The sequence below is a fragment of the Dyadobacter sp. BHUBP1 genome (genome assembly GCF_050587785.1).
Lineage (GTDB): Bacteria > Bacteroidota > Bacteroidia > Cytophagales > Spirosomataceae > Dyadobacter.
The window spans coordinates 78,787-102,266 of the sequence record NZ_JBOBIH010000004.1; the positions used below are offsets into that span (position 1 = coordinate 78,787).

The 23,480-nt window shown below is 51.8% G+C and carries 18 protein-coding genes; 12 read left to right on the plus strand and 6 right to left on the minus strand.

All coding sequences use genetic code 11. The features are described 5' to 3' along the window. Positions 1 to 38 precede the first annotated feature (38 nt). The 8 genes from ACQ4MZ_RS16975 (at position 39) to ACQ4MZ_RS17010 (ending at position 11,613) form a co-directional block, all read left to right on the plus strand. A complete protein-coding gene (locus ACQ4MZ_RS16975; protein WP_430846554.1) occupies positions 39 to 434 on the plus strand; it encodes a DUF6223 family protein in 396 nt (131 codons plus the stop codon). Between the two features lie 227 nt (positions 435 to 661). Beyond that, complete coding sequence (locus ACQ4MZ_RS16980) at positions 662 to 1,894, plus strand: Nramp family divalent metal transporter (RefSeq protein WP_430846556.1); 1,233 nt, start codon at positions 662 to 664, stop codon at positions 1,892 to 1,894. A gap of 1 nt (position 1,895) precedes the next feature. Beyond that, positions 1,896 to 2,912, plus strand: coding sequence for an NAD-dependent epimerase/dehydratase family protein (locus tag ACQ4MZ_RS16985; protein ID WP_430846558.1), 1,017 nt, complete (start codon positions 1,896 to 1,898; stop codon positions 2,910 to 2,912). A 200-nt stretch (positions 2,913 to 3,112) separates the two neighbouring features. Continuing rightward, positions 3,113 to 4,174: a dihydrodipicolinate synthase family protein gene (locus tag ACQ4MZ_RS16990; protein WP_430846560.1), complete on the plus strand. Its 1,062-nt coding sequence runs from the start codon at positions 3,113 to 3,115 to the stop codon at positions 4,172 to 4,174. A 107-nt stretch (positions 4,175 to 4,281) separates the two neighbouring features. Then, a complete protein-coding gene (locus ACQ4MZ_RS16995) occupies positions 4,282 to 5,694 on the plus strand; it encodes a PQQ-dependent sugar dehydrogenase (protein ID WP_430846562.1) in 1,413 nt (470 codons plus the stop codon). A 66-nt stretch (positions 5,695 to 5,760) separates the two neighbouring features. After that, positions 5,761 to 8,844, plus strand: a complete 3,084-nt coding sequence (locus ACQ4MZ_RS17000) for a SusC/RagA family TonB-linked outer membrane protein (RefSeq protein WP_430846564.1) — start codon at positions 5,761 to 5,763, stop codon at positions 8,842 to 8,844. A 17-nt stretch (positions 8,845 to 8,861) separates the two neighbouring features. Next, complete coding sequence (locus tag ACQ4MZ_RS17005) at positions 8,862 to 10,322, plus strand: RagB/SusD family nutrient uptake outer membrane protein (RefSeq protein WP_430846566.1); 1,461 nt, start codon at positions 8,862 to 8,864, stop codon at positions 10,320 to 10,322. Between the two features lie 100 nt (positions 10,323 to 10,422). Beyond that, complete coding sequence (locus ACQ4MZ_RS17010) at positions 10,423 to 11,613, plus strand: glycosyl hydrolase family 28-related protein (protein WP_430846568.1); 1,191 nt, start codon at positions 10,423 to 10,425, stop codon at positions 11,611 to 11,613. Positions 11,614 to 11,662: 49 nt separating this feature from the next. Here the strand turns inward: ACQ4MZ_RS17010 and ACQ4MZ_RS17015 are convergent, their stop codons facing one another. Beyond that, positions 11,663 to 12,064, minus strand: a complete 402-nt coding sequence (locus tag ACQ4MZ_RS17015; RefSeq protein WP_430846570.1) for a winged helix-turn-helix transcriptional regulator — start codon at positions 12,062 to 12,064, stop codon at positions 11,663 to 11,665. An 81-nt stretch (positions 12,065 to 12,145) separates the two neighbouring features. On the opposite strand from ACQ4MZ_RS17015, the gene ACQ4MZ_RS17020 reads away from it, so the two are divergent. Then, entirely contained in the window at positions 12,146 to 13,039 is an 894-nt protein-coding gene (locus ACQ4MZ_RS17020) for an NmrA family NAD(P)-binding protein (RefSeq protein ID WP_430846572.1), read from the plus strand. Here the strand turns inward: ACQ4MZ_RS17020 and ACQ4MZ_RS17025 are convergent. Continuing rightward, positions 13,036 to 14,112, minus strand: coding sequence for a dihydrodipicolinate synthase family protein (locus ACQ4MZ_RS17025; RefSeq protein ID WP_430846574.1), 1,077 nt, complete (start codon positions 14,110 to 14,112; stop codon positions 13,036 to 13,038). The two genes, ACQ4MZ_RS17020 and ACQ4MZ_RS17025, sit on opposite strands and share 4 nt — an antisense overlap. A gap of 290 nt (positions 14,113 to 14,402) precedes the next feature. Here ACQ4MZ_RS17025 and ACQ4MZ_RS17030 point away from each other — a divergent pair, with 290 nt between their 5' ends. The 3 genes from ACQ4MZ_RS17030 to ACQ4MZ_RS17040 are packed head-to-tail and all read left to right on the plus strand — an operon-like array spanning position 14,403 to position 19,167. Then, entirely contained in the window at positions 14,403 to 17,585 is a 3,183-nt protein-coding gene (locus ACQ4MZ_RS17030; RefSeq protein ID WP_430846576.1) for a SusC/RagA family TonB-linked outer membrane protein, read from the plus strand. Between the two features lie 27 nt (positions 17,586 to 17,612). Next, positions 17,613 to 18,668, plus strand: a complete 1,056-nt coding sequence (locus ACQ4MZ_RS17035) for a SusD/RagB family nutrient-binding outer membrane lipoprotein (protein WP_430846578.1) — start codon at positions 17,613 to 17,615, stop codon at positions 18,666 to 18,668. A 28-nt stretch (positions 18,669 to 18,696) separates the two neighbouring features. Then, positions 18,697 to 19,167, plus strand: coding sequence for a SusD/RagB family nutrient-binding outer membrane lipoprotein (locus ACQ4MZ_RS17040; RefSeq protein ID WP_430846580.1), 471 nt, complete (start codon positions 18,697 to 18,699; stop codon positions 19,165 to 19,167). 74 nt (positions 19,168 to 19,241) lie between these two features. Here the strand turns inward: ACQ4MZ_RS17040 and ACQ4MZ_RS17045 are convergent, their stop codons facing one another. The 4 genes from ACQ4MZ_RS17045 to ACQ4MZ_RS17060 form a co-directional block, all read right to left on the minus strand. Continuing rightward, positions 19,242 to 20,114 carry an AraC family transcriptional regulator gene (locus ACQ4MZ_RS17045; RefSeq protein ID WP_430846582.1) on the minus strand — a complete coding sequence of 291 codons (873 nt, stop codon included), beginning with the start codon at positions 20,112 to 20,114 and terminating at the stop codon, positions 19,242 to 19,244. Positions 20,115 to 20,891: 777 nt separating this feature from the next. Further along, positions 20,892 to 21,644: a DUF72 domain-containing protein gene (locus tag ACQ4MZ_RS17050; RefSeq protein ID WP_430846584.1), complete on the minus strand. Its 753-nt coding sequence runs from the start codon at positions 21,642 to 21,644 to the stop codon at positions 20,892 to 20,894. A gap of 9 nt (positions 21,645 to 21,653) precedes the next feature. Further along, entirely contained in the window at positions 21,654 to 22,034 is a 381-nt protein-coding gene (locus ACQ4MZ_RS17055; protein ID WP_430846586.1) for an SPW repeat protein, read from the minus strand. 430 nt (positions 22,035 to 22,464) lie between these two features. Beyond that, positions 22,465 to 23,475: a PorP/SprF family type IX secretion system membrane protein gene (locus ACQ4MZ_RS17060; protein ID WP_430846588.1), complete on the minus strand. Its 1,011-nt coding sequence runs from the start codon at positions 23,473 to 23,475 to the stop codon at positions 22,465 to 22,467. Positions 23,476 to 23,480 lie beyond the last annotated feature (5 nt).

The window sequence follows — 23,480 nt, forward strand, 5'->3', positions numbered from 1 at the left end:
AGGGCATTATGAAAAAATACGCTTCATTCATTTTATTGGTGTGCTTACTTGTCGCGCTTTCTTTCTGGATACCGGAGCAGGTATCTGCTCAATCGACAGGTGATGAAGGTTCGCAGCCTGTTACCGGCATCACGGCAGGGCGGGCCAGGTCCCTGATTGGGGGCGTAATCGCGCTGGTCAGCGTGATCGTCGGCTGGCGGGCCAATAAAGTGCGCTCAGAGATGACAGATCGGACAGGAAACAAACGAACACAGGCCATCGTTGCCTTGTCGCTTGCAGGGGTAGCCATTATCCTTAGTATTATGCACCTTAGCACCTCTGCCGGTGCGGTCTTCGGTTCAGGCAGTGGTAAAGCAGGGGCAATTGTCGCCCTTGTGCTCGCACTGATCGGCGGATGCCTGGGTGGACTGTCTTTCCGTCGCAGGGTGCAGTAAATACGGTCATAGTGATTGGGAAATTTAGGTATCCGGGTCGAATTGTTCTTATATATCGCAAAAACGCTGATAGGACTGTTAAAAAGGCAGTGAGGAGAGAATTTGCGAAATTTTATCGATATAAATTCTCAAAAAGTGGAATTTAAAAATTCTTTTCTACCTTTACGGGCACGTGCCCGTAAATTCTTTATCAACCCTGAATTCAATCACAGCCAAACCCTTTTACCTTGGAAAACTTCAAAGAAAAATTTCTCAAATGGCTCGGAACGCTCGGGCCGGGCATGATTACGGCAGCGCTTGTTTTCGGGCCCAGCAAAATGACTATCACGTCGAAAATGGGGGCTAACTACGGTTACTCGTTGCTTTGGCTGGTGGTGGTCGCGATATTCTTTATGGCCATTTTCACCAGCATGGCCACACGTATCGGGGTCGCTACGAACGAGTCGCTACTGGCCACGGTGCGCAGGAAGTGGGGCAAGGCAGCGGCTGTGGCAATGGGTATCGGCGTTTTCCTGGTAGCATCATCCTTCCAGGCAGGAAATTCGGTAGGAGTGGGCATTGCCGCCGGAGAGCTGTTTCACACATCGCCGGTGCCGTGGATCTTGTTTTTCAATGCATTCGCGATATGCCTGTTGTTTTTCCGGAGCTTTTACCCGGTACTCGAAAAGACGATGATCTTTCTGATCGTAATGATGCTGCTTTCTTTCATTACTACCTTGTTTTGGGCAGAGCCGGTGGCAGCCGAGGTAGCTCGCGGCCTGGTGACACCCCAGATGCCGGAAGGTTCGTTGGGGCTGGTTATCGCATTTACGGCTTCCTGCTTTTCCATCGTCGGTGCATTGTACCAGTCATACCTGATCCAGGAGCGGATCCGCATTAACCCGGCGGTGAGGCAGGGCAGGAACGACAGTAATACCGGCATTATCCTGCTTGGCGTCATGTGCCTGATCGTGATTGTATGCGCTGCGGCGATCCTGAAACCCAAGGGCATTGCCGTCAACTCCGCATCGGATATGGCCAAGGCCCTTGAACCGCTTTTCGGGAGCAATGCTTCCGCAGTTTTTCTGATCGGTCTTTTCGGTGCGGCATTTTCATCGGTGATCGGTAATGCATCGGTCGGAGGCACGTTGCTGGGCGACGCGCTCGGAATGGGCAGTAATTTCTCTTCCAGGCAGGTGCGTTATCTGGTCGCGCTCGTGATGGTGATTGGTGCAACTGTGGCCATCCGCTTCGGCAAACTGCCGCTCGAACTGATCGTCTTTGCACAGAGCGTAACCATTTTCGTGGTGCCGTTTATCGGGACAGTTATGTACCTCGTAGGCAACGATGCGCAGATCATGGGCGAGAAAGTCAACAAGCCTTTCGTGAAAATTTTCGCGGGGTTAGGACTGCTCATCATTTTCGCGCTGGCGCTGGTGAATGTCAAAGAATTATTTTTTAACAATCCGCTTTTTAAATAAAATGAACGGTATAGAATCTTTTGAGGAACAATGGCTTAGCCCTTCCGACGCGCTGATCGAGGATATGAAGCGTATCGAAGGTGACATTATGATCCTGGGTGCAGGAGGGAAAATCGGGCCGAGCATTGCGCGGCTGACGATGCAGGCCATCGAACGGGCGGGGCTCGACAAGCGGGTGATCGCCGTGTCGCGTTTCAGCGAAGAGGGGCTTGTGCAGGAACTGAATGCCGAGGGTATCGAGACGATCGTCGCCAATATTCTGGACGATTCGCAGTTGCAGGACCTCCCGGAGGTTGAAAATGTGCTCTACCTGGCCGGGCAGAAGTTTGGTACGTCCAGCAATGAGCCATACACCTGGGCGATGAACACCTATTTGCCCGGACGGGTGGCGGAGAAGTTCCGCAAGTCGCGCATTGTGGTGTACTCGACGGGTAATGTGTACCCGTTTACGCCGGTGGGCTCGGGCGGGGCAACGGAGGAAATGCGGACAGACCCGGTAGGGGAGTACGGGCAGTCGTGCCTCGGGCGCGAGCGGATGTTCCAGTACTTTTCGTCGGTCTACGGCACGCCCATCCTGCTTTACCGGCTCAATTACGCGATCGACTTCAAATATGGCGTGCTGCTCGAAGTAGCCAAATCGGTGCTGAACGGCAAGCCGCTGGACGTAACCATGGGACATGTGAATGTGATCTGGCAGGGTGATGCGAATGAAATGGCGATCCGTTCGCTGCTGCATTGCGAATCGCCTTCGAAGATCCTCAATATTACCGGTCCGGAAACGGTTTCGCTGCGCTGGTTGGCCGGCGAGTTTGGACGTATATTCAACATCGAACCACAGTTTGTCGGTGAAGAGCAGCCGACGGCACTGCTGAGCAATGCCGCAGAGTCGTTTCGTTTGTTCGGTTATCCACGCACGACATTGAAACAAATGATCGGCATTACGGCGCAATGGCTGCTCGAAGGCGGCAAAACCATCAATAAACCCACGCATTTCCAGGAGCGGAAGGGGCAGTTTTAATCCAGGGAAGAAAGGGAGGAAGGGAGCAGTCATGAATGGTTGGGTGTTGTCATGGGTCGTCTGGGGTTGTCAAGAATGGTCGGGTTTTGTCATGAGTAGTCATGAATGGTCAGGTTTTGTCATGAGTGTCATGGGTAGCCATGAATGGTGAGGGGGTGTTTGTTTAGTTAATTGTTTGATATTTAGGTGGTTATTTAAGTATGTTGAAGGAGGATATTAAGAAGCTTTTGTTTGACGGAACAGTGATTCCGGCTCATCCGCTGGCGCTGACGCGTGACCTGCAGCTTGACGAGCAGAAACAGCGCGGGCTGACGCGCTACTATATGGCCAGCGGGGCCGGAGGAGTGGCGGTTGGTGTGCATACCACGCAGTTCGAGATCCGCGATCCGGAAGTGAATTTGTTTGAAAGAGTGCTGGCGATAGCGGCCGGGGAAATCGATAAGGCGGCATTGAAGCGCCCGTTTATCAAGGTAGCCGGCATTTGCGGATTGACGGAACAGGCTTTGAAAGAAGCTGAAATCGCGATGAAGCACGGTTATGACCTTGGGCTGGTCAGTATGGCCGCCTTTAAAACACAACCCGAGTCGGAGATTATCGAGCACGTTAAAAGGGTGGCGGAAGTGATTCCCGTATTTGGGTTTTACTTGCAGGCGGCCATCGGCGGGCGGGTTTACAGCTACGATTTCTGGCAGCAATTTGCGGAAATTCCCAATGTATATGCGATTAAAGTGGCGGCATTTAACCGCTACCAAACCCTGGATGTCGTTAGGGCGGTGGCGCATTCGAGCCGTCGGGACGAAATCGCGCTGTACACGGGTAATGACGACAATATCGTAGCCGATCTGCTGACGCCCTACCGCTTTGAAATTGATGGGAAAATAGTCGAAAAACGTTTTGTGGGCGGTTTGCTTGGCCACTGGGCTGTTTGGACGGAAAAGGCCGTAGAGCTTCTCGCAGCCGTGAAGCACACCCTCGCCACCGACTATGCCAATGCCGCTTCGATGCTGGGTACCAATATCGCCGTCACCGATATGAACGCGGCTATTTTCGACCCTGCACATGCATTCCACGGCTGCATTACCGGCGTGCATGAGGTGCTTCGCCGCCAGGGCCTGCTGGATGGCATCTGGACGCTGAACCCGAATGAAAACTTATCGCCGGGCCAGTCCGAAGAAATTACGCGTGTGATCGCCGCCTACCCGCATTTGGTAGACGATGCTTTTGTCGCTCGCTTTCTTGAAAATGAAATGAATGTGATCTGATGGATTTATTGCGTTCCTTACCGGTTTGGTTAGCTGCCCTTGCGGTGGTATTTGTGGCGGAACGTCGACATGACCCAACATGGCCGTGCCCTGTCGAACCTGATTCTTTGCTGCTTTCCGTGCACGTGCACGTAGTGGCTTCCGGGCTGAATGTGCCCTGGGAGATGGTGTGGGGGCCGGATAACTGGATCTGGTATACCGAACAGAGCGGCAGCATCAGCAAGCTTAATCCCAGGACAGGAGAGAAAAAGTTGCTTGTGAAAATCGACGAGGTATATCGCCACCGCTCGCTGGGGCTGCTGGGGATGGCCTTGCATCCGGATTTTCCCAAAAAACCATATGTGTATGTGGACTATACCTGTAAGAAGGATTCGGTTATCACGACAAAACTGGTGCGCTTCACCTACCGTCAGAACCGCTTGACCGATCCGCTGATCATGCTGGAAATCCCTGCACATACGGGCCATAACGGTTCGCGGATCGCGATTTCACCTGATCGCAAGCTGATATTCGCCACCGGAGACGCGGTCACCATTACCAATGCGCAAAATACACGCTCATTGAATGGCAAGGTGCTGCGAATGAACCTGGACGGAAGTGTGCCGGCCGATAATCCGATCAAAGGGAGTCTAGTCTGGTCGTGGGGCCACCGGAATATCCAGGGGCTGGCCTATGGACCTAACGGCATCCTTTACAGCTCGGAGCACGGCGATGCGGTGGAAGATGAGCTGAATATCATTCAAAAAGGACATAACTACGGCTGGCCGAAGGTCGAAGGCTTTTGCGACCAGCCGAAGGAAAACGCATTCTGCGACTCGGTGAAGGTGACGGAGCCTGCGAAGGCATGGACGCCCACGATCGCCCCGGCGGGGATCGCGGTCTACGAAGGCAAGTTGTTTCCCGAATGGAAAGGGGCGATCCTGCTTACAACTTTGAAGGAAGCCGATTTGCGTATCCTGAAAACGGACGCGAAAGGCAGCGGCATTGTGTCGGAAAGCATTCCCCTCGATGCTGCCTACGGGCGTTTGCGCGCCGTATGCGTAGCCCCGGACGGCAGTATTTACGTTTCCACCAGCAATCGCGACTGGAATCCGGGCAGTGGTTTTCCGAAACCGGAAGATGACCGCATTCTACGCATTACCCGCGGGACGCGGGCGGATATGCTCGCCCGCAACACACAAAACCAGGCGGTAACCGAAAATGCGCCGAACGGGGCAAAGCTCTACCGCCAATATTGCGCATCCTGTCATAAACCCGACGGCAAAGGTATAGCCGGTACTTTCCCAACCCTGCATGGCACGCAGCAGGTGAAGGATAAGGGCCAGCTTGTACAGATCATTCTGAATGGCCTTTCGGGGAAGATAACCGTCGAAGGCGAAGAATTCGACCAGCATATGCCGGCGATGGACTTTCTGCCCGATGCGTCGATCGCGGAGATCGCAACATATGTACGGCAGTTCTTTAACCGGGACCTTGATCCCGTCAGCGTTCAGGATGTTGCTAAAATACGAATCAAGTAATCATTTTGTCCATAATAGGGCACGTGCACGTCACCAATTGTATATCTAGTTAAACCCCAATACCCTATGATCCAAATGAAGTTTTACCTGAGAAAGCCTCTGCTGGCGGTGATGCTGGCGCTGGCCTTGTGTATGTCGGGCCGCTTGCGGGCCCAGGACGCCGGCAATGTGTCGGGGACAGTGGTGGACAGCGTCGGCAACGCCACTTTGCCCGGTGTGAGTGTGGTAATTAAAGGTACAAGTAAAGGCGTCACGACCGACGTGGACGGTAAATTCCAGATTCAGGCCACGGCGAGCGATGTGCTGACGTTCTCGTTCATCGGCTACAAGAAAGTCGAAGTGCCGGTGGGCAACCAGTCGGTGATAAGGGTGGTGATGCGGCAGGATAATACCGTCCTCGACGAGCTGGTTGTGGTTGGTTATGGTACGGTCAAGAAAAGTTCGGTCACCGCTTCGGTAGCCAAGGTCGAAAACACCGTGCTCGACCAGATACCGGTCGGAAGGCCCGAATCGGTATTGGCAGGACGGCTTGCCGGCGTGAATGTGACGCAAAACAATACCTCACCGGGCAGTGCTCCGCTGATCCGCATCCGCGGGGCGAGCTCCATCGACGCCGGTAACGACCCGCTGGTGGTAATCGACGGTTTTCCCGGCGGTAGTCTGGGCAGCGTGAGTACCAACGACATCGAATCGATCGAGGTTTTGAAAGACGCGTCCGCAGCGGCGATCTACGGTTCGCGGGGTGCGGGCGGCGTAATTATTGTTACCACCAAAAAAGGGAAATCGGGCAGAGCCAGATTCAATTTTAATGCATATGCCGGTGTGGCAAACGCCAAAGGCCATAAGGACTGGATCACTGGTCAGGAATATTATGACTACGCTGTGCGTTACCAGAACCGCGAGTATAAGTGGATTGGAGGAGATACGAGTATCCCTGTTTGGAACGACTCGCGCCGCCCGAACGCCTACCAGGTGAGCGACGTATTGAAAAACGGCAACAATGTAATATGGGAAGACGCGGTAACGCAAAGCGCAGCCATCCAGAACTACAATCTTTCGGTGGGTGGCGGCAACGACCACGTACGATATTATGTATCGGGTACTTTGAAGGATGAAAAGGGCACTTTGAAAAACACCTGGTACAAAAACTACGGCCTGCGCGCGAACCTGGACGTGACGGTCAGTTCCGTGGTGAGCCTGGGTTTTATGCTGAACCCGTCGTACTCGAAACGTCGTTTTGCATCCTCGGACATTAACAACTACGTGAAGTTCCCGAGCTTCGTAGCCGTGCAGAACCCCGACGGTACGTATCCAAGCGCGCGCTCGTACTGGGGAGCCGTGGTGAGCGGGCAGGCGAACCCGATGGCGACACTCGACGGCACCTATTACTACGGAACGACCGTCAATAACCTGGGCGAAGCCTTTATTAACCTGAACCTGGCCAAAGGTCTTTCATTCCGCTCGTCATTGAGCACCAACCTGGCATCGAATACAACCGACCGCTTCCAGGCATCCTGGGCGACCAGTACCAGTTTGAACTCCGGTTCGCAGGCACTGAGCTCGACTACCAGCATAGCCAATGAGAATGTTTTGAGCTATACCAATACTTTCAAAGGCGTGCACAATGTGAGTGCAATCGCCGGCGCCTCCTACCAGAAGTACAATTCGAGCAGCTCGTCGCTGGCGGCGGTGAATGGTTCTTTCAACAACGATATTATCCATACGCTCAACAATGCGATCATCAACCCATCGGCTTCGTCCTCGTCCAGGTCGCAATGGGGGTTGATCTCCTATTTCAGCAGGGTGAATTATGGATTTAAAGACAAATACCTGCTTTCTGCGTCGATCCGCACCGATGGAAGTTCCCGGTTCGGGCCTGACAACAAGTGGGGGTACTTCCCGTCGGCTTCCGTGGCGTGGCGCATTTCGCAGGAGGATTTTATGAAAAATGTCCGTCCCGTGAGCGAGTTGAAACTGCGTGCAAGCTATGGGGCCACCGGTAACTTTAACATTGGTGATTTTGAATACCTCGGCCAGATCGGCGATGTATATTACTCAGCTAACAACACGCTGACCAAAGGCCAGACCCAGACATCCTATGGTAACAATAGCCTGAGTTGGGAGAAAACCAAAAGCTACGACTTCGGTCTCGAACTGGGCCTGTTCCGCAACCGCGTGAACCTGGTGCTCGACTATTACGACAAACGCACGAGCGGGTTGCTCTACAACGTGTCGATTCCCTCTATCACGGGCTTCCCGAGCGCACTGTCCAACGTAGGTAGCGTGAGTAACAAGGGTTTTGAAATCGAACTGACCACCAAAAACCTGGTAGGGGAGTTCAAATGGGAGACTTCGTTTAATATGGCCAGGAATGTCAATAAAGTGGAAGACCTCGGCGGTGTGCAGGAGCGAATTACTACCGATGCTTACGGGATGGGCTGGATCCTGCGTCTGGGCCAGCCGATGTTCTCCTATTATGGCTACAAAATCGTGGGCGTGCTGCAAAATGCGGAGGACGTGAAGAACTCGCCGGTGCTGGCCGGATCGGTTCCGGGTAACCCCAAATTCCAGGACGTGAATGGGGACGGTCAGATCACCTCGGCGGATAAAGTGATTCTTGGCAACTTTCAGCCTAAGGCCTATTTTGGCTTGATCAATAACTTTGCTTACAAAGCATTTGACCTGAGCATCGCCATGCAGGCTTCGGTAGGGGCTAAGATGTATAATTTTGAAAACGAGTATTACCAGGGTGCACTGCTCGGTGCAATGCGCCGCTCGCTGGTGGATACGCAGTGGTGGTCGGAAGCGGAGCCAGGCAATGGCATGGTACCCGCCAGTTCGTTGAGCAAGCTCACTTATCAGTCCTCGTCGGACGCTTATATCGAGGACGCCTCATTCCTGGCGGTGCGGAATATCAACCTCGGCTACACGGTACCAGCGAATATTTCGCAGAAGCTGCATTTGTCGGGCCTGCGCGTGTATGCGTCGCTCGCGAATCCATTCATGTTTACCAAAAAAAGTTTTCATGGCTACAATCCGGAGGGTTACACGGGCGGCGAAATTGCCGGAACGGCCAGCAAACCAGGCTATAACAATGGCGCGGCGCCGATCAACAGGGTATACACGCTGGGTCTCAATTTCAATTTTTAATGCTTGAAAATCAGGATATGAAAATTACAAACCCTATTAAAACCGCCCTGATGTTGATTGCATTGGGCCTGACCAGCTGCGAAGACAAGCTGCTGAACCTCACACCGGAATCGGTACTTACGCCGACGAATTTTTACAAGACGGCCAATGATATCAACCAGGCCGTGCTGGGCGTGTATAATTCACTGCAAACCCGCCGCCCGACCGATTATCTGCTGATGGAAGTGCCCGGGGATAATCTGTATATGTCGGCCAATACAACCATCGCCGGTTCTAACGACGTCGATTTCCTGACCGTGAACGCCGACAATGCTTTGACAGCCGCATTCTGGAATACAACTTACAATGGTATTTTCCGGGCAAATGCGGTGTTGCTCAATATCGACACGCCTACCAACTACGGGGCGGGTTTAAAGGACCAGTATATCGGAGAGGCCAAATTCATGCGGGCGCTGTTTTATTTCGATCTCGTGCGGGTTTTTGGCGGTGTTCCCAAAGTCGTCGATAAAATTTCCATTACCGAAGCGGCGGCATTGCCTAAATCGACCGAGGAGGAAATATATGCGTTGATCGTCGAAGACCTGACCGATGCCATCGCTAAACTCCCCGCACGCAAATCCATCGCTACCGGGCGTGCCAGCAAGGGAGCGGCTATGGGTCTGTTAGGCAAAGTCTATGTTTATCGCCAGGATTGGGCAAATGCGAAAACGCAGTTGGAAAAGCTCGTCAATGAGCAGGATTACAAACTGGTGAGCGATTTCGCTTCTCTCTGGAAGCTCGAATCGGAGGACAACGACGAAATTCTGTTTACCGTCAAGTATGTAGACGGAACCAATGGGCAAAGCTTGTCGACGTCTTATACGCCCAATGGCGGCCTTGTCGGGATTGCCGATCGCGGGGCCGAGACTTCGCTGCCATCGTGGAGCCTGATGAAGAAATACGAAACGGGCGACAAGCGTAAAGCCGCCACGGTTCAGGAGTGGTGGACTTCGCCGGCACAGCCCAATGCGGAGCCCATTTATTACCCGTATGTGAGCAAATATGCCGTCAAGCATTCCTATGGCGCATCAGGGATCGATATTCCCGTGTTGCGTTATGCGGATATTCTGCTGTTGTACGCCGAAACGCTTTTCAAGCTGGGAGATAAAGCCAATGCGCTCGTACAGCTTAATAAAGTCCGCGAACGCGCATTCGGAAACGCAACACACAACTACAAGGGCACGGAAGCCGCCGACTTTATGGACCTGATCCTCAACGAGCGGCAGCTGGAACTTGCCTACGAACACGAGCGCTGGTTCGACCTCGTGCGTACCGGCAAATACCTGACCGTGATGGCGCAGGAGGAACGTCTTTACAACTATGCGGCCAAAACGCCTGTTGTAGTGAACCTTACACCCAAGGACTTCATGAAAGTATACCCTATTCCGCAGGCACAGATCGATCTTTCGACTGGTTTGAAGCAGAACAACGGATATTAAGCAGTTATTTCGACGCCCGTAACCGGCAGCTGCCGGTTACGGGCAGTCTCTACCTAAACCCTTATTTTTACTGCATTCGCAATCCTTAACCCTCAAACCAGTGAAATTCCGGCATCTGTTAGTGATTCTTTTGGCGTTTGGCAGAGCATTTTGTGCAATTGGTCAGCAGGATGACACCAAAGCCCTGCAAAAAGCCATCGACCGCGCCGCCCAGAAAGGGACCAACCGGGTGGAAATCCCGGCCGGTCATTATATACTATCGGCTCCGCTGCTGATCCCTTCCAATTTTACGCTCGTCGCCGATCCGAAGGCCTATCTGGAATTGAAGAAATCATCGAACCAGTACCTGCTCCGTAACAAGGATATCGAAAAGGGAAACGAAAACATCAGGATCTTTGGCGGAAAATGGAACGGCAATGCCTGGACGCAAACGCGCACCATCCGTGACAAGGTCGAAAATTCGGACTTTTGTTTCGGGTTCTTCTTTTACAAGGTCAAAAACCTGGAAGTAGGTAAGTTGCAGATCGACAGTACGCGCAGTTGGGGGATTGCCTACATGGAATGCGACAGCGTGTACATCCACGATATCCGCTTTCAGCAAAATCCGTTCCGCGATGCCCGGTTTACGAGCGCATTGAACCACAATGGCGACGGCGTTACCGGCGGGGGAAACAATGTATTGATCGAAAATATTTCGGGCTTTACCAACGACGATCTGATCGCATTTGCATCGGGCGGTGCCAGTTTTCAGGGGAAAATGTCGCCGTTCCCCGCCAGGAACTACGAAAACGTGACGGTACGTAACATCTTCCCTGAAAATATTTACGACTCTATCCCCGCATTGAAAGGTGTAGCATTCTACACGTTTGAGCACACCCGCGTTTCGAACATTACAATCGACAATGTCAAGGGCAACACCGCCGCGGCCTCGGTTTTGTTTTATAGTTTGTTCGATAAGAAGGGATATTTCTCAAATGTCAGGATTTCCCGCGTCGAAGGCACCAATGTGTATTCCCGGTCCGAGCACCCGAACCTGCATGCTTCTTATGCACCCGTTACGTTTAAAAATTCGGAAATCGACCGGTTGGTCATTGAAGGTGTCAGCCGGGAAGAGGGACGGTATGCCCAGCCAACTTTCCGTTTTGACGACAATATGGTCGTAAATGAGTTGCTTTTAAGGGATGTGTCGATTACGTACAAAGGCTTGACTGGCAACGCCCTGATTGATTTTGGGAAGGCCCATATTTCCAAAGCCAGGATATCGGACATTGAAATACTGAACAAGAAGTAGAGAAACTTTTTGGTAGCACAATCACGGATTTCATTCTGAGAATGTACCATCATTCCTCGCCGGGGAAGTCGGCTAATTGCTTTTCGAATTGCGCGGATTGTGCCCCTCCATGCCCGACGGCCCATTCGGCCATCGCCAGTAGTACCGGACGTAATGCCCTGCCCTGGGAAGAAAGCTCATACGTAACATAGGGTGGAACGACCGGTTTTGATATCCTCGTGACAAGCTGGTCGGATTCCAGTTGCTTCAATTGCTGGATCAGTACTTTTTCGGTAATACCCGGTACCGACTTTCGCAGCTCGTGATAACGCTTGGTGCCTGTCAGGAGATTGAACAGGATAATGGGTTTCCAATACCCGCCGATCCGTTCCATTACGAACGTCACAGGGCATGCTGCAAAGGCATTGCTTTTGTTTTCCTGGATGACCGAGGTCTCTTTAATATTTGCCATAGTTGAACATACCATTGGGTAAGTACTTGTACAAAAGTAAGTTCAAATCTAGTTTTGGGCAAACATTTAAACAGACAAAAAATGATTGTAACAGTAACAGGCTCTCTGGGAAACGTAGGACGTATCCTGACAGAAAAATTAACAGCAAAAGGACATACGGTCAAGGTTGTTACGTCCAATCCGGAGCGGTCGGAAGAAATTCGCACCCTGGGTGCGGTACCGATGGTGGGATTGGTGCATGACTACGAATTTGTAAAGCGGTCCTTTGAAGGCAGTGACGCAGTGTACCTGATGATACCTCCCGATTTTCACGCACCGGATATCAAGGAATATATAAAGACTATCGGTCGGCAATACGCAGATGCCGTGAAGGAAACCGGTGTCAGGCTCGCGGTGAATCTGAGTAGTATCGGTGCGCACCTGGAAGATGGCCTCGGACCGACCGGCCCGAATTTTTATGTTGAACAGCGCCTTAACGAGTTGGAACACGTGCACATCTTGCACCTGCGTCCGGGGATGTTTATGACCAATTTTTATGGAGCAATGCCGATGATCCAACACCAGGGCATAGTCGGCAACAACTTTAACGGATCCATTCATCTGCCGCTCACGCACCCGAGGGATATTGCGGAGGCCGCATTCAGGGCGATCGATGATTTCTCAGTTTCGGGAAAACAGATTCAGTACGTGGTCAGTGATGTAAAGAGCGGCGAACAGGTAGCCCGGGCGCTTGGCGCGGCGATTGGGAAGGACGACGTTTATTGGGCAGAGTTCTCCGATAAACAGCTTTTGGAAGCCCTTATGCGAGACGGTTTTTCCCGGACTATGGCGCAGGTTTATATCATCGAAATCGGGATGGCCATTCGTGATGGGAGCTTTGCCGAGGATTACCAAAAACAACAGCAGCAACCCGTCGGCGGAGTCACATTGGATGCGTTTTCGAGAGAGTTTTCTGCTGCACGCCTCCCGGTCTAACCCTTCACCACCTGTATCCCCAGCCGGTCGCACCAGCCGGTAAACGTGCTGTGTGCTGTATCCAGAACTTGTTGTTGCTCGGGCGTTATGACTTTGCTGTTCGCCCTGCATGTGAGTTCAACAGGCAGGCCCCGTTTTTTAAGAAAATACTTTGCGCTCAGCGGGTAGGCTCTGGAGATCAGCGGCTCCATGCGTGTTATTTCGCCCTGTATCCAGTTCGCATCTTCTGATTTGGAGGGATTATCTGCATTCTGGCAGAGCCATGTATGTATTTCGGGGTAGAAATTTCCAGAGATAGGCGACATGCCTTTTCCACCCCTTTGCAGTGATTTCAGGGCGGTTGCGGAATGGGCATTGTACAGCTCCATCTGAGTGCCCTTTGATACAGCCAGCTTTTCTTCGATTTTCCCGAGATCTTCGGTCGTATCCTTGTGGTAGATCAGGTTCCTGTTGGACACCAGGAACTTGAATACCTCAGGGGAAAGAATCCGCTTATACGGCGAGGGGCACTCGTAGGTGCCCAATTTCATATTCCCGGTAAGCGCGAAAAACTGCTCGAAATTCTCCATCAGCACCTCGTCGCTTTCGTTTGGTCGGGCAAAATGGCTGGATATCAGGATAACACCATCCACGCCGGTATCTTCAATTTTTTTGGCAAATAGTGCTTTGTCCGCGAGAGAATCGCCAAAGGAGCCCGTTGACACGACCGGCACTTTTCCTTTTACACGCTTCACCACGTGTCTGGTGAGGTCAATGCGTTCCTGATCGTTCAGAAAATACATTTCGCTGCTCAGGCAATTGGCAAAGAAACCCTTTGCACCTGCGGCGAGGTAAAAGTCGATGACCCTGGAAACGTTGTCATAGTCAATTTTCAGATCCGTACCGAATGGGGTGATCATAACCGGGACGAATTTTTTCTCCTCTGCTGCGGAAGCCTGAGGGGCTGTTACGCCTGTCGCATGATCATGTGCGCGGGCGGACTGCTTAATCCCACCGCCAGCCAGAATTCCTAACGTCGCAGGCGTCATTTTTTCGAGGAAATCCCTTCTGCTCACTTTATTCTCGGTTTTCATGGAATGTTAAGGGTTAAGATGATCCAGTGATGTAAGGAGTACTTGAAAATGTCACAATGGGTAGTCTTTTTCATCCAATATTTTTTCGGACTGCTCCTTTCGGAGGAAGATTCTTCCGGGTGAATCTGCTTCGCAATGCCACGACGCAATTGTTTTGGAATTTATTTCTAAAAAATTGTACTGTTCGGAGGCCTGATTGCAATGTGAAGCCGTACATGTAGTTGTATCCACCTATGACTTAGTTGCTAAGCGTTTTGTGGATCCTTTCAAAACTTAACCCAATTAAGTCCATGGAACAAAAAGTTTTACCAGAACATGGTACGCGCTTTACAAGTAGTTGCAAGTGGTGTTGCCTGTTAGCCGCCCTTGTAGGCCTGTCAATCTCCACGCGCGCGGCCGCGCCATTTGAATCCGCAAGCATTGTTATTAGTAGCGGGAGCGTCGGCAGGCCCGCATTCCTTCAAACGGTGAAGGGAAGGGTAACCGACGAAAAAGGGGATGGCCTTCCCGGTGTGAATATTTTGGTGAAAGGAAGTCAGCAGGGCACGAGTAGCGATGCGAGTGGAAATTTTACGATCGAAGCGCCAGGGCCCGACGCCGTTCTGGTATTTTCGTTTGTGGGCTACCAGCCTCGGGAAATCACTGTCGGCAGCAGTTCCGTCCTGGAAGTAAAACTGGCTGTTGATACCAAATCACTTGACGAGGTGGTGGTGACGGCCCTGGGTATCAAGAAGGAGGTTAAGGCGGTAGGGTATTCGGTAACCAGAGTGGAAGGGAGTGCATTTACAAAGACGCGGGAAACCAACATCGGCAACTCGCTGGCCGGCAAGGTCGCTGGGGTAAACGTTTCGGCAGCGGCGACCGGACCGGCCGGGTCTAGCCGGATCACCATCCGGGGCAATACTTCGCTTACGGGCGACAATGCGCCGCTTTTTATCATCAACGGGATTCCGATGAACAATACAAAGTTCGGGAAGACACAGGGCGATAATCCCGATTGGGGGGACAATATATCCAGCATCAATCCCGATGACGTAGAAGATATGACGGTCCTCAAAGGTGCGGCTGCCGCGGCATTGTATGGGTCCAGGGCTAAAAACGGCGCCATTATTATCACCACCAAATCGGGCAAAGGGAACAAAGGCATCGGTATCGAACTCAACTCCAACAATACCGTGGAGGTGCCGTATTTTATTTGGGACCTGCAAAAGGAATATGGGCAGGGCTATAATGGCGTGAAACCGTCGGGTGTTGGTGTTGCGGCGGCGCATGGGCAAAATCATTGGGGTGCGCCTTACGATGGATCGATGGTCGTGCAGCTGGATGGCGTGGAGAGGCCCTATTCGTACGTAAAGGACCAGGTTTTGAAGGATTTCTATGGCAACGGGTATACTTCTTCCAACAACATAGCCTTTACCGGGGGCGGGGATAAGGGAAATTTCAGGCTCGCCGTGACAGATATGCGCAACAAAGGCATTATTCGGAATGCGAAAATGCGCAGGGATAATGTCAGCCTGAGCATCAATCAGAATGCTACCAAAAACATCGCGATCAGCGCCAATGTCGACTACATCAACGAAAAGGTAGATAACCGTTACGTGCTGGAAACGAACAATGCCAACAGTGCGGGGACTATCTTGTTTGTGAACAGTAACATGCCCACCAGCGCGCTGGCACCCGGGTACGATCCCGTTACATTTAAGGAGAAAGTCCTTGGCACCGACCTGGGCGCTACCAACCCGTATTATGCCCTCAATCAGATCAAAAACCATACGCAGAAGGACCGGTTCATTGCGGCGATCAATGCGCGGTGGAACATCACTGATTGGCTGTTTGTGCAGGGGAAGGTCGGACAGGATATGTTTTCCTATCAAATCAATAAGATCGTTCCCGAGGGTACCGGTTATCGTCCCAACGGCCAGATCGACCAGATCACGACCAACTTCTACGAGCGAAATTTCGAAGGGATGATCGGCCTCAACAAGGCGCTGAACAAGGATTTTAATTTGGTGGTCAATGCGGGCGGTAACCTCATGGCGCAGCACAGCAATGGTACCAATATCAGCGGATCGGGCATTATCACGCCCCGCCTGGAAGTCATTAACAACACTTCGGTCCGAAACACAACCACCAGTATTATGGATAATAAGATTAACTCCCTGTTCGGTACTGCGGAGCTGGCCTATAAAAACTATCTGTTTCTGAACGTAACGGGCAGGAACGATTGGTTCTCGACCCTCAGTCCTGAGTCGAACAACTACTTTTATCCGTCCGCCAGTCTTAGCTACGTATTCTCCGATGCGTTTGAAATGCCCAAGGCCATCAGTTTCGGCAAATTCAGGGTGTCATACGCATCGGTGGGCGGGGCCACAGACCCGTACCAGCTCAATCTGACCTACGGCGTACTGCCTTACAGCTACGACGGCAAACCGTTGGGCACCATTAACCAGGCCGTGGTGCCCAATAAAAATCTCCGTCCGCTGAGCGTGAATGAATTGGAGGCGGGCCTGGACCTGCGCCTTTTCAATGGCAAGCTGGGAATCGACGTGGCAGCGTATAACAGGTCTACCAAAAATGATATTACTACGGAAACAGTCTCGTCGGTTACCGGTTATAACGGTGCAGTGGTAACGGTGGGAGAGCTTCGCAACCGGGGTGTCGAAATGCTTTTTACCGCGCGGCCCGTTACTGCTAAGAATTTCAGCTGGAATGTTTCGCTCAACGTGGCCTACAACAAGAGCAAAATCCTGAAAATCTCGAATTCGACCAACGAGTTCCTGCTGGGGACGGCCACCAAGGTCTTCCTGAAACAAGTGGTAGGAGAGGAGTATTCGCAGATCGTCGGGCGTACCATTAAGCGCGATGCCAATGGCCGGGATGTGATGGATGCCAAAGGCTTGCCGATCGTACCTACGGATGTGAAGGCATTCGGCTCGGGTATTCAACGGTATACATCCGGTATTACCAACACATTCAGCTACAAGTCGTTTACATTGTCGGCCCAGGTGGATGGCAAATTCGGAGGGCTGATCTATTCGAATACCAACTACAACCTGGAACACCGCGGAATGTCCCCGCGCTCATTGCTTGGTAGGGCGAATGGCGTGGTGCTGCCCGGCGTGACCGAAACGGGAGAGGAAAATAAGGTACTGGTGACGGCTGCCCAGGTCAACAACCGTGATATTATCGTAAGGCGCCGCGATGCGCTGGACGACTATCTGTACAATGCAAGTTTTATCAAACTCCGGTACGTGTCGCTGACCTACAACCTGCCGCGCGCATTGTATGAAAAGATCGGCTTCGTAAAAGGTGCCAGCGTCTCGCTCGTTGGCAGAAACCTCCAGACCCTACTGAAACATACACCGGGGATCGACCCGGAAACGAATTTGTCGGCCGGTAACGACCAGGGGATCGAATCGACACAGCTTCCTCCAACCAGAAGCTACGGCTTTAACGTGAATTTGAAATTCTAAATCGGGAACGGACCAAACCTGTTTAAAATGAAAAAAACATTCAGCATTCTATTGGCCGTAAGCACAATGCTCTTGCAAGGCTGCGACGGCGATTTTGAAAAACTCAATAGGGACCCCAATGCAGCTACTGCCGAGGGATTTAGCCCCGCTTATCTGTTTACTTCCGCACAGCTATTTTCGTCAAGGGGTGACGACGGGGCTTCCCTGCATTATACCGAGCCTTTCGTCCAGCATTTTGCAACGCTGAGCGACGCGGGGACATTCGATTTCTTTGGGGACAAATATGTGTATAACAAAGGCGGAAGCGAGAGCCTGTGGAAGAACACATTCAATGCGGTGAACGGGGGAAGCAAGCTGCTGGAAGACGCCATACAATTATCGAAGGACAAACCAGAGCTGAGCAACCTGCATAATATGGCCAGGATCTGGAAAACGGTAATATACCATCGTCTGACGGACCTGTACGGCGACGTGCCTTATTCGGAGGCCAACCAGGGCTTTTCGGCACAAAACTATAAGCCTAAATATGATACCCAAAAGGATATCTATTACCATATGCTCAGTGAGCTGGAAGACGCGACGGCGAAGCTGGACGCATCGAAGGGGGCCGTCACGGCCGACATTGTTTACGGCGGGGATGTGGCTAAATGGAAGAAGTTCGGGTATTCCATGATGCTGCGCCTGGGCATGCGGTTGCAAAAAGTAGAACCGGCAACTGCCGAAACCTGGGTGAAAAAAGCCGTCGCCGGCGGGGTATTTACGTCCGTCGATGATAATATGTACGTCAGGTTTCCGGACAAAACCGGCGCAAACCAATCCCTTGTGAATGGGGAAAGCTGGACGCTGTCCGTATCGGGTGTATCACCGGGCAAGATCAGCGCAACGATCTTCAACTACATGAAAAGCCGCAACGACCCGCGTCTGAAATACATGGTGGCCGTTTATTCGGATCCTTCCAAGGCATCTACCAAGAATACGGACCCCGCTGTTCAGAAAGGCATGCCGAACGGTTTCAATCTGGTAACTATTAAAACTGACCCAAGCTGGGACAATACGAAAGACCAGCACCAGTATCAACCGTGATGTTTATGCCAAACTCGATGGCCCGAGAATGGGCCTCACCTATGGGGAAGTCCAGCTGATGCTGGCAGAAGCGACGATTCGCGGATGGATAAGCGGTGACGCGGAGGCGCTTTACAAAAGCGGTGTTGCCGGGGCTATGAAAAACCTGGCAAAATACGACGCATCAGCAGTCATCACGGATGCCGAAATTAATGCCTACTTCACGGCCAATCCTTTTGTAGGTGCCGCCGATAAGGAAAAAGCGTACGAACAGATCAACACCCAATATTGGGCGGCCTGCTTTATGAATGGTCTCGAAGCCTATGCGAATGTTCGTCGCTCGGGCTACCCCAAGCTGACGCCCATCAATTATCCGAGCAACGAAACCGACGGGACTTACCCACGCAGGTTACGCTATCCGGAGGACGAACCGGTATTGAATGCCGCCAACTACAATGCAGCAGTGGCGCGTCAGGGGACAGATAATTTTAAAACAAGGGTTTGGTGGGACAAACAATAATCGAAAAACAGGATAATCGATAAGAAACCAAAAGCAGTTGTTCGGGCGCCGCGGCATCCGACGCCCGTTTAAAGCTATCGGTTGGAAAACGCTTGCTGGTAAGCGGCAGGCGTTTTTCCGGTTATTTGTTTAAATTGTTTATAGAAGCAAGTGAAATTCAGAAAACCACTTGCGTAGCAGATCTGCTTGGTGTTCATATTGTTATTAATCAGCATTTTACAAGCGTTTCCGATCCTGATCTCGATCAAAAATTGAGAGAACTGCTTGCCTGTTCGCGACTTGAAGTACCTGCAAAAAGAGTTGGGGGAAAGTCCGGCAATCGACGCGATTTTTTCCAGACTGATCTTCTCGTGGAAGTGCGCGAGCGTGTATTTGTAAATGGCGTTGATCCGCTCACTTTCCTGTTCGGCATTGTCTCCTCTGAATCCCAGTGAAGCCAATGCGTCGTTTTCGTCCGCGCGATTCGCAGCAATCAGGCATTCCATCAAAAGCATTACGCGGTAGGGGCCTTCGGCAACGTGCAGTTTTTCCATCAACCCGGCAATGAGCTCTCCCGGCTCGCCTCTTACCGACAAGCCGCGCCTGGCCCTGTCCAGCACATTCCTGAGCGTCGCGTTCTCGGTGAGCATCAGAAACCGCTCTCCCCAGAAATTCTCTGTGAAATGAACGACCGTTGCAAATGGATCGGTTTGATCATTTCCTTCTGCCTGATATTCGCTGTCGTAGTGCCAATAATGCGGCAGATTGGAGCCGACAAGCACCACATCGCCCGCTGCAAAACGCCTGATATCGTCACCGACGAACTGAGTACCGCTGCCTCTGTGGAAGCAAATCAGCTCCACTTCCGCGTGGCGGTGCCATCGGCAGTTGATGTTGGGAATCAGTTCTTTTCTGACGCTGAACGATCTGTTTGGCGCGGTCGCTACCTGCAAAAGATGAGGTTTCATGGTAAAGGATTTTAGGAGGATATGAGCGTACCCGTCCTTTTCCGGGGAATTTGCAAATCAAAAAAACACAAGAAAAACTGCGAAATATTTCAAATGCCAAGATAGCTTAATAGTTGGATAGAATACTGTCCGCGGCAGCTTTTTCAATATATTTTCTTTGTATTGTCCGATCGGCAGCTCTCGTTCTTGCATGAGGCGTTCGAGCGTTCAGATCGACGGTTGCGTTGTTTTATGATACCTGACAGGGGAGAAAGCTGACGGAAACTCCCGCAACCAGCGCCCGATGTACAAATATAGTATTGTAAAATATTAACCCGAGCTCTATTTACTGGATTCCCACAGGTTCGGTTGGCGGACCTCCGTGTTTCGATACAGTCCACGAGTGGGTGGTTATGCTGTGCCCTTTGGGTTGCGACAACTGCCCGGAATTTTCTTTATAAGCTTATTTAGCTTCAAGTTCGTCATGAAAAACCGTCGACTTCGAAGATCGGGCATTGTTGCTCAGCCATTGGTGCCAGGTCCCTGCCGGGTGTCAATATCTGGCCGATTCCACCGGCAGAAATAGACCGGCACAGCTCAGAATTGAAACAGAACGATGGGCACGAGCACGGCAACACCCGGATTTATGACATTTTTAATTTAGTTAGGCAGAGGATAGGCAGGGCTTTTAGTCCTGCTTTATTTTTAGTAAGACTTGAAGCCGCGCATGTATTTCATCGTTGGTTTTAACTCAGCGGATTCTGGCATCAAAGGCAAAAACCCAGCCGGTGCAGTCTGCTAATCGAAATCCTCAAGATAGGTTTGCATGGTTTGAAGGTTAGCTAAAGCATTACCGGCTGTGTTGTTGAAATACACGTAAACCGTTTTCCCGGCCTGGCGCCAGCCCGATACGTATCCCGCATACTCATAAAGGAGGCCAGGATCGTAGCTGCCGCGGTAATTGCCGTCCGGGCCATGGAACCGCAGGTAGACGACATCCGAGTCAAGCGCCGGCTGTGGGGATTGGCTACCAGCTTTGTCATGGTACACCATTGGCAATCCGAATTCATCGAGCAGGTCGTAGCTTTCCTGCCGATACCACGACCGGTCTCTGAATTCAACGGCTAATGGCCATTGGTCTGCGGTTCCTTCCTTTACGGCCGAAAGTAAGTCAGCCAATCGCCCGAACAAATTGAATTTGACCGACGGCGGGAACTGTATCAGAATGCAGCCGCATTTGTTTCCTGCCGCCTGGATGGTTTCTGTGAAAGCGGTAATATCTTCCAGATGGAAATTCAATCCAGGGTTGTGCGTGATTTGCTTCGATAATTTAAATGTAAACCGAAATGTCTCCGGCACCGATTCGCTCCAATGGGCGATCGTTGCGGGCCGGGGGAGTTTATAGAATATGGAGTTGACTTCCAGGGAATTAAAGAAGTGTCCATAGACCTGCAACCTGCTTCTTCCCTCAAATTCGGGTGGGTATTGCGTTTGATTTTTATAGGGCAGCAAAATGCCGCTGGTGCCCAGGTACAAGTCGGAGTCGTTCATAAGTGGTTATTATTGCCGGTCAACAACCCTTTCCGAATGCTGCTCGGCGGGATGTTTAGATGTCACAAGGCTGATCAGCACCTGGAAAAGGCCCATCATCAGCTGGGGCAGAAACACTTGCTCAGCAAAGCCGAACAGCCAGGGCGATGACGCCAGAAATGCTCCCATGAAGATGTCGACGGTTAAATGTATGCGCATGGGAATGCTTCGGACCATACCGCCTTCGTAGTTGGTAAAAAGCGACATGATTAGTGCTGCCAAACCAACCAGCAACATAATCCAGGTGGCTGCAACAGATTCTTTAAAGCCTAGAATCCAGGGCGACGACATGAAGAACAACCCTGTCAGATAATCAATTCGGGCATGGTTGGTTGTGCTGACGATTTTCATTGGAAGCTTGGTTAATAGTGAGAAGTGTAAATTAAAGCGTCGAGTATGCATTAAATCCGTGCCAGTTGAAGTTACCCTGGTCCAGTCCAGGGGCTATTGTCTCCCCCGAAGTAATCACGTTTTGGTCGCCAAAATAAGGCAGGCACGCTATCAAAAGTAATTTGCAGGTTGTGCCTGGCCGCAGCCGTCGGAATAGGGTAGTAAGCATCAGCAACAGATTTTGTGAGCTGCACCGGCTTACAAAAATCGTTCCGGATACGGAGTAATTTGAGGGCAGGGAAAGGATGATCCGCTTACCAACCGAACTACTCTGGGGAAATCAGATCGCTACGGAAAAAGAGGAGTTTGTAAATGCGCCGGCGGAAGGCAAGTAACAGCTGAGTATGAGTCATTGCTGCCGGCAGCGTATCTTGGCCACCGCATTCCGTTTTCAGTAACGAAGGCATTTACGTGCTCTGCGATCAGTCGTTCTTTTGCCGGCGAAACGGAACAGGGCGTCGACGCCATACCAAATAGACACTTCCAGTGCCCCGGTATCCAGGCCGAGGGACGACACGGGAAGGTCGTAACTGGCCTGGAAAAGTATATTGCCATATGCCCATCCGGCAGTACCGATGAGCGCGTCGCGCCGGGTGTCTCCCCAGATCATCCCGCGGTACCAAACGCCCAGTACCAAAGGCGAAAAGATCATATTAAAGCCGGCATCGAGCTGCCGCGAGCTTCCCTGTTTTCTGACCTGCATTCCCAGGTTCAGCGCGCTTTCCCGGCTCAGGTCGCTGCCGAGGTTGTTGCCGAACAAAGCCGGGATGCCGATGGGGATTTTGGAGCCGAGCTGAATGTTGATCCGCTGATGATCGATGCTGACAGGGCTATTGACGCCCATATTGTGCCATGCGCCGCTGATCCAGTAGGAAGCATAGTCTTCATGCCTGGGTACGTATTCAAGAATGCCGCCGACCGACAAAGTAAACCGGTTTTGCTGGATGGCATTTCCGGAGAGCGGATCCGGGCTGCCCAGGAAATCGGAAACATAGGTAAGGTCGGCCCCGTTCCATCGGTTTAATGCCCAGGCAGCCTGGACACCGCCGATCAGCCGGAGTTCCTTTTGGCCGTCGAGGTACACCAATTTCGAAAACTGGCCGGAGAGCTGATCACTTTTCAGAGCACTGCCGCGCTGGTCGTGAAGCACCTGAACGCCCAGGCCGATTTGCAGATCCTCGGCATAAGTGTCGAACGAGAAAGCAGCCGTTTGAAATGCGGTGCCAACGGTTGCCCATTGATTGCGATAGTTGGCGATCAGACGGGGCGTTCCGGCATCTCCGGCAAGTGCCGGGTTGGCATAAACAGGGTTCGCGTAAAATTGGGAAAATTGCGGTGACTGTGCCCGGACAGAACTGCACAGGCAATAAATCACGCCCGTGAAAAGTAGCATTGTTTTCATAAATG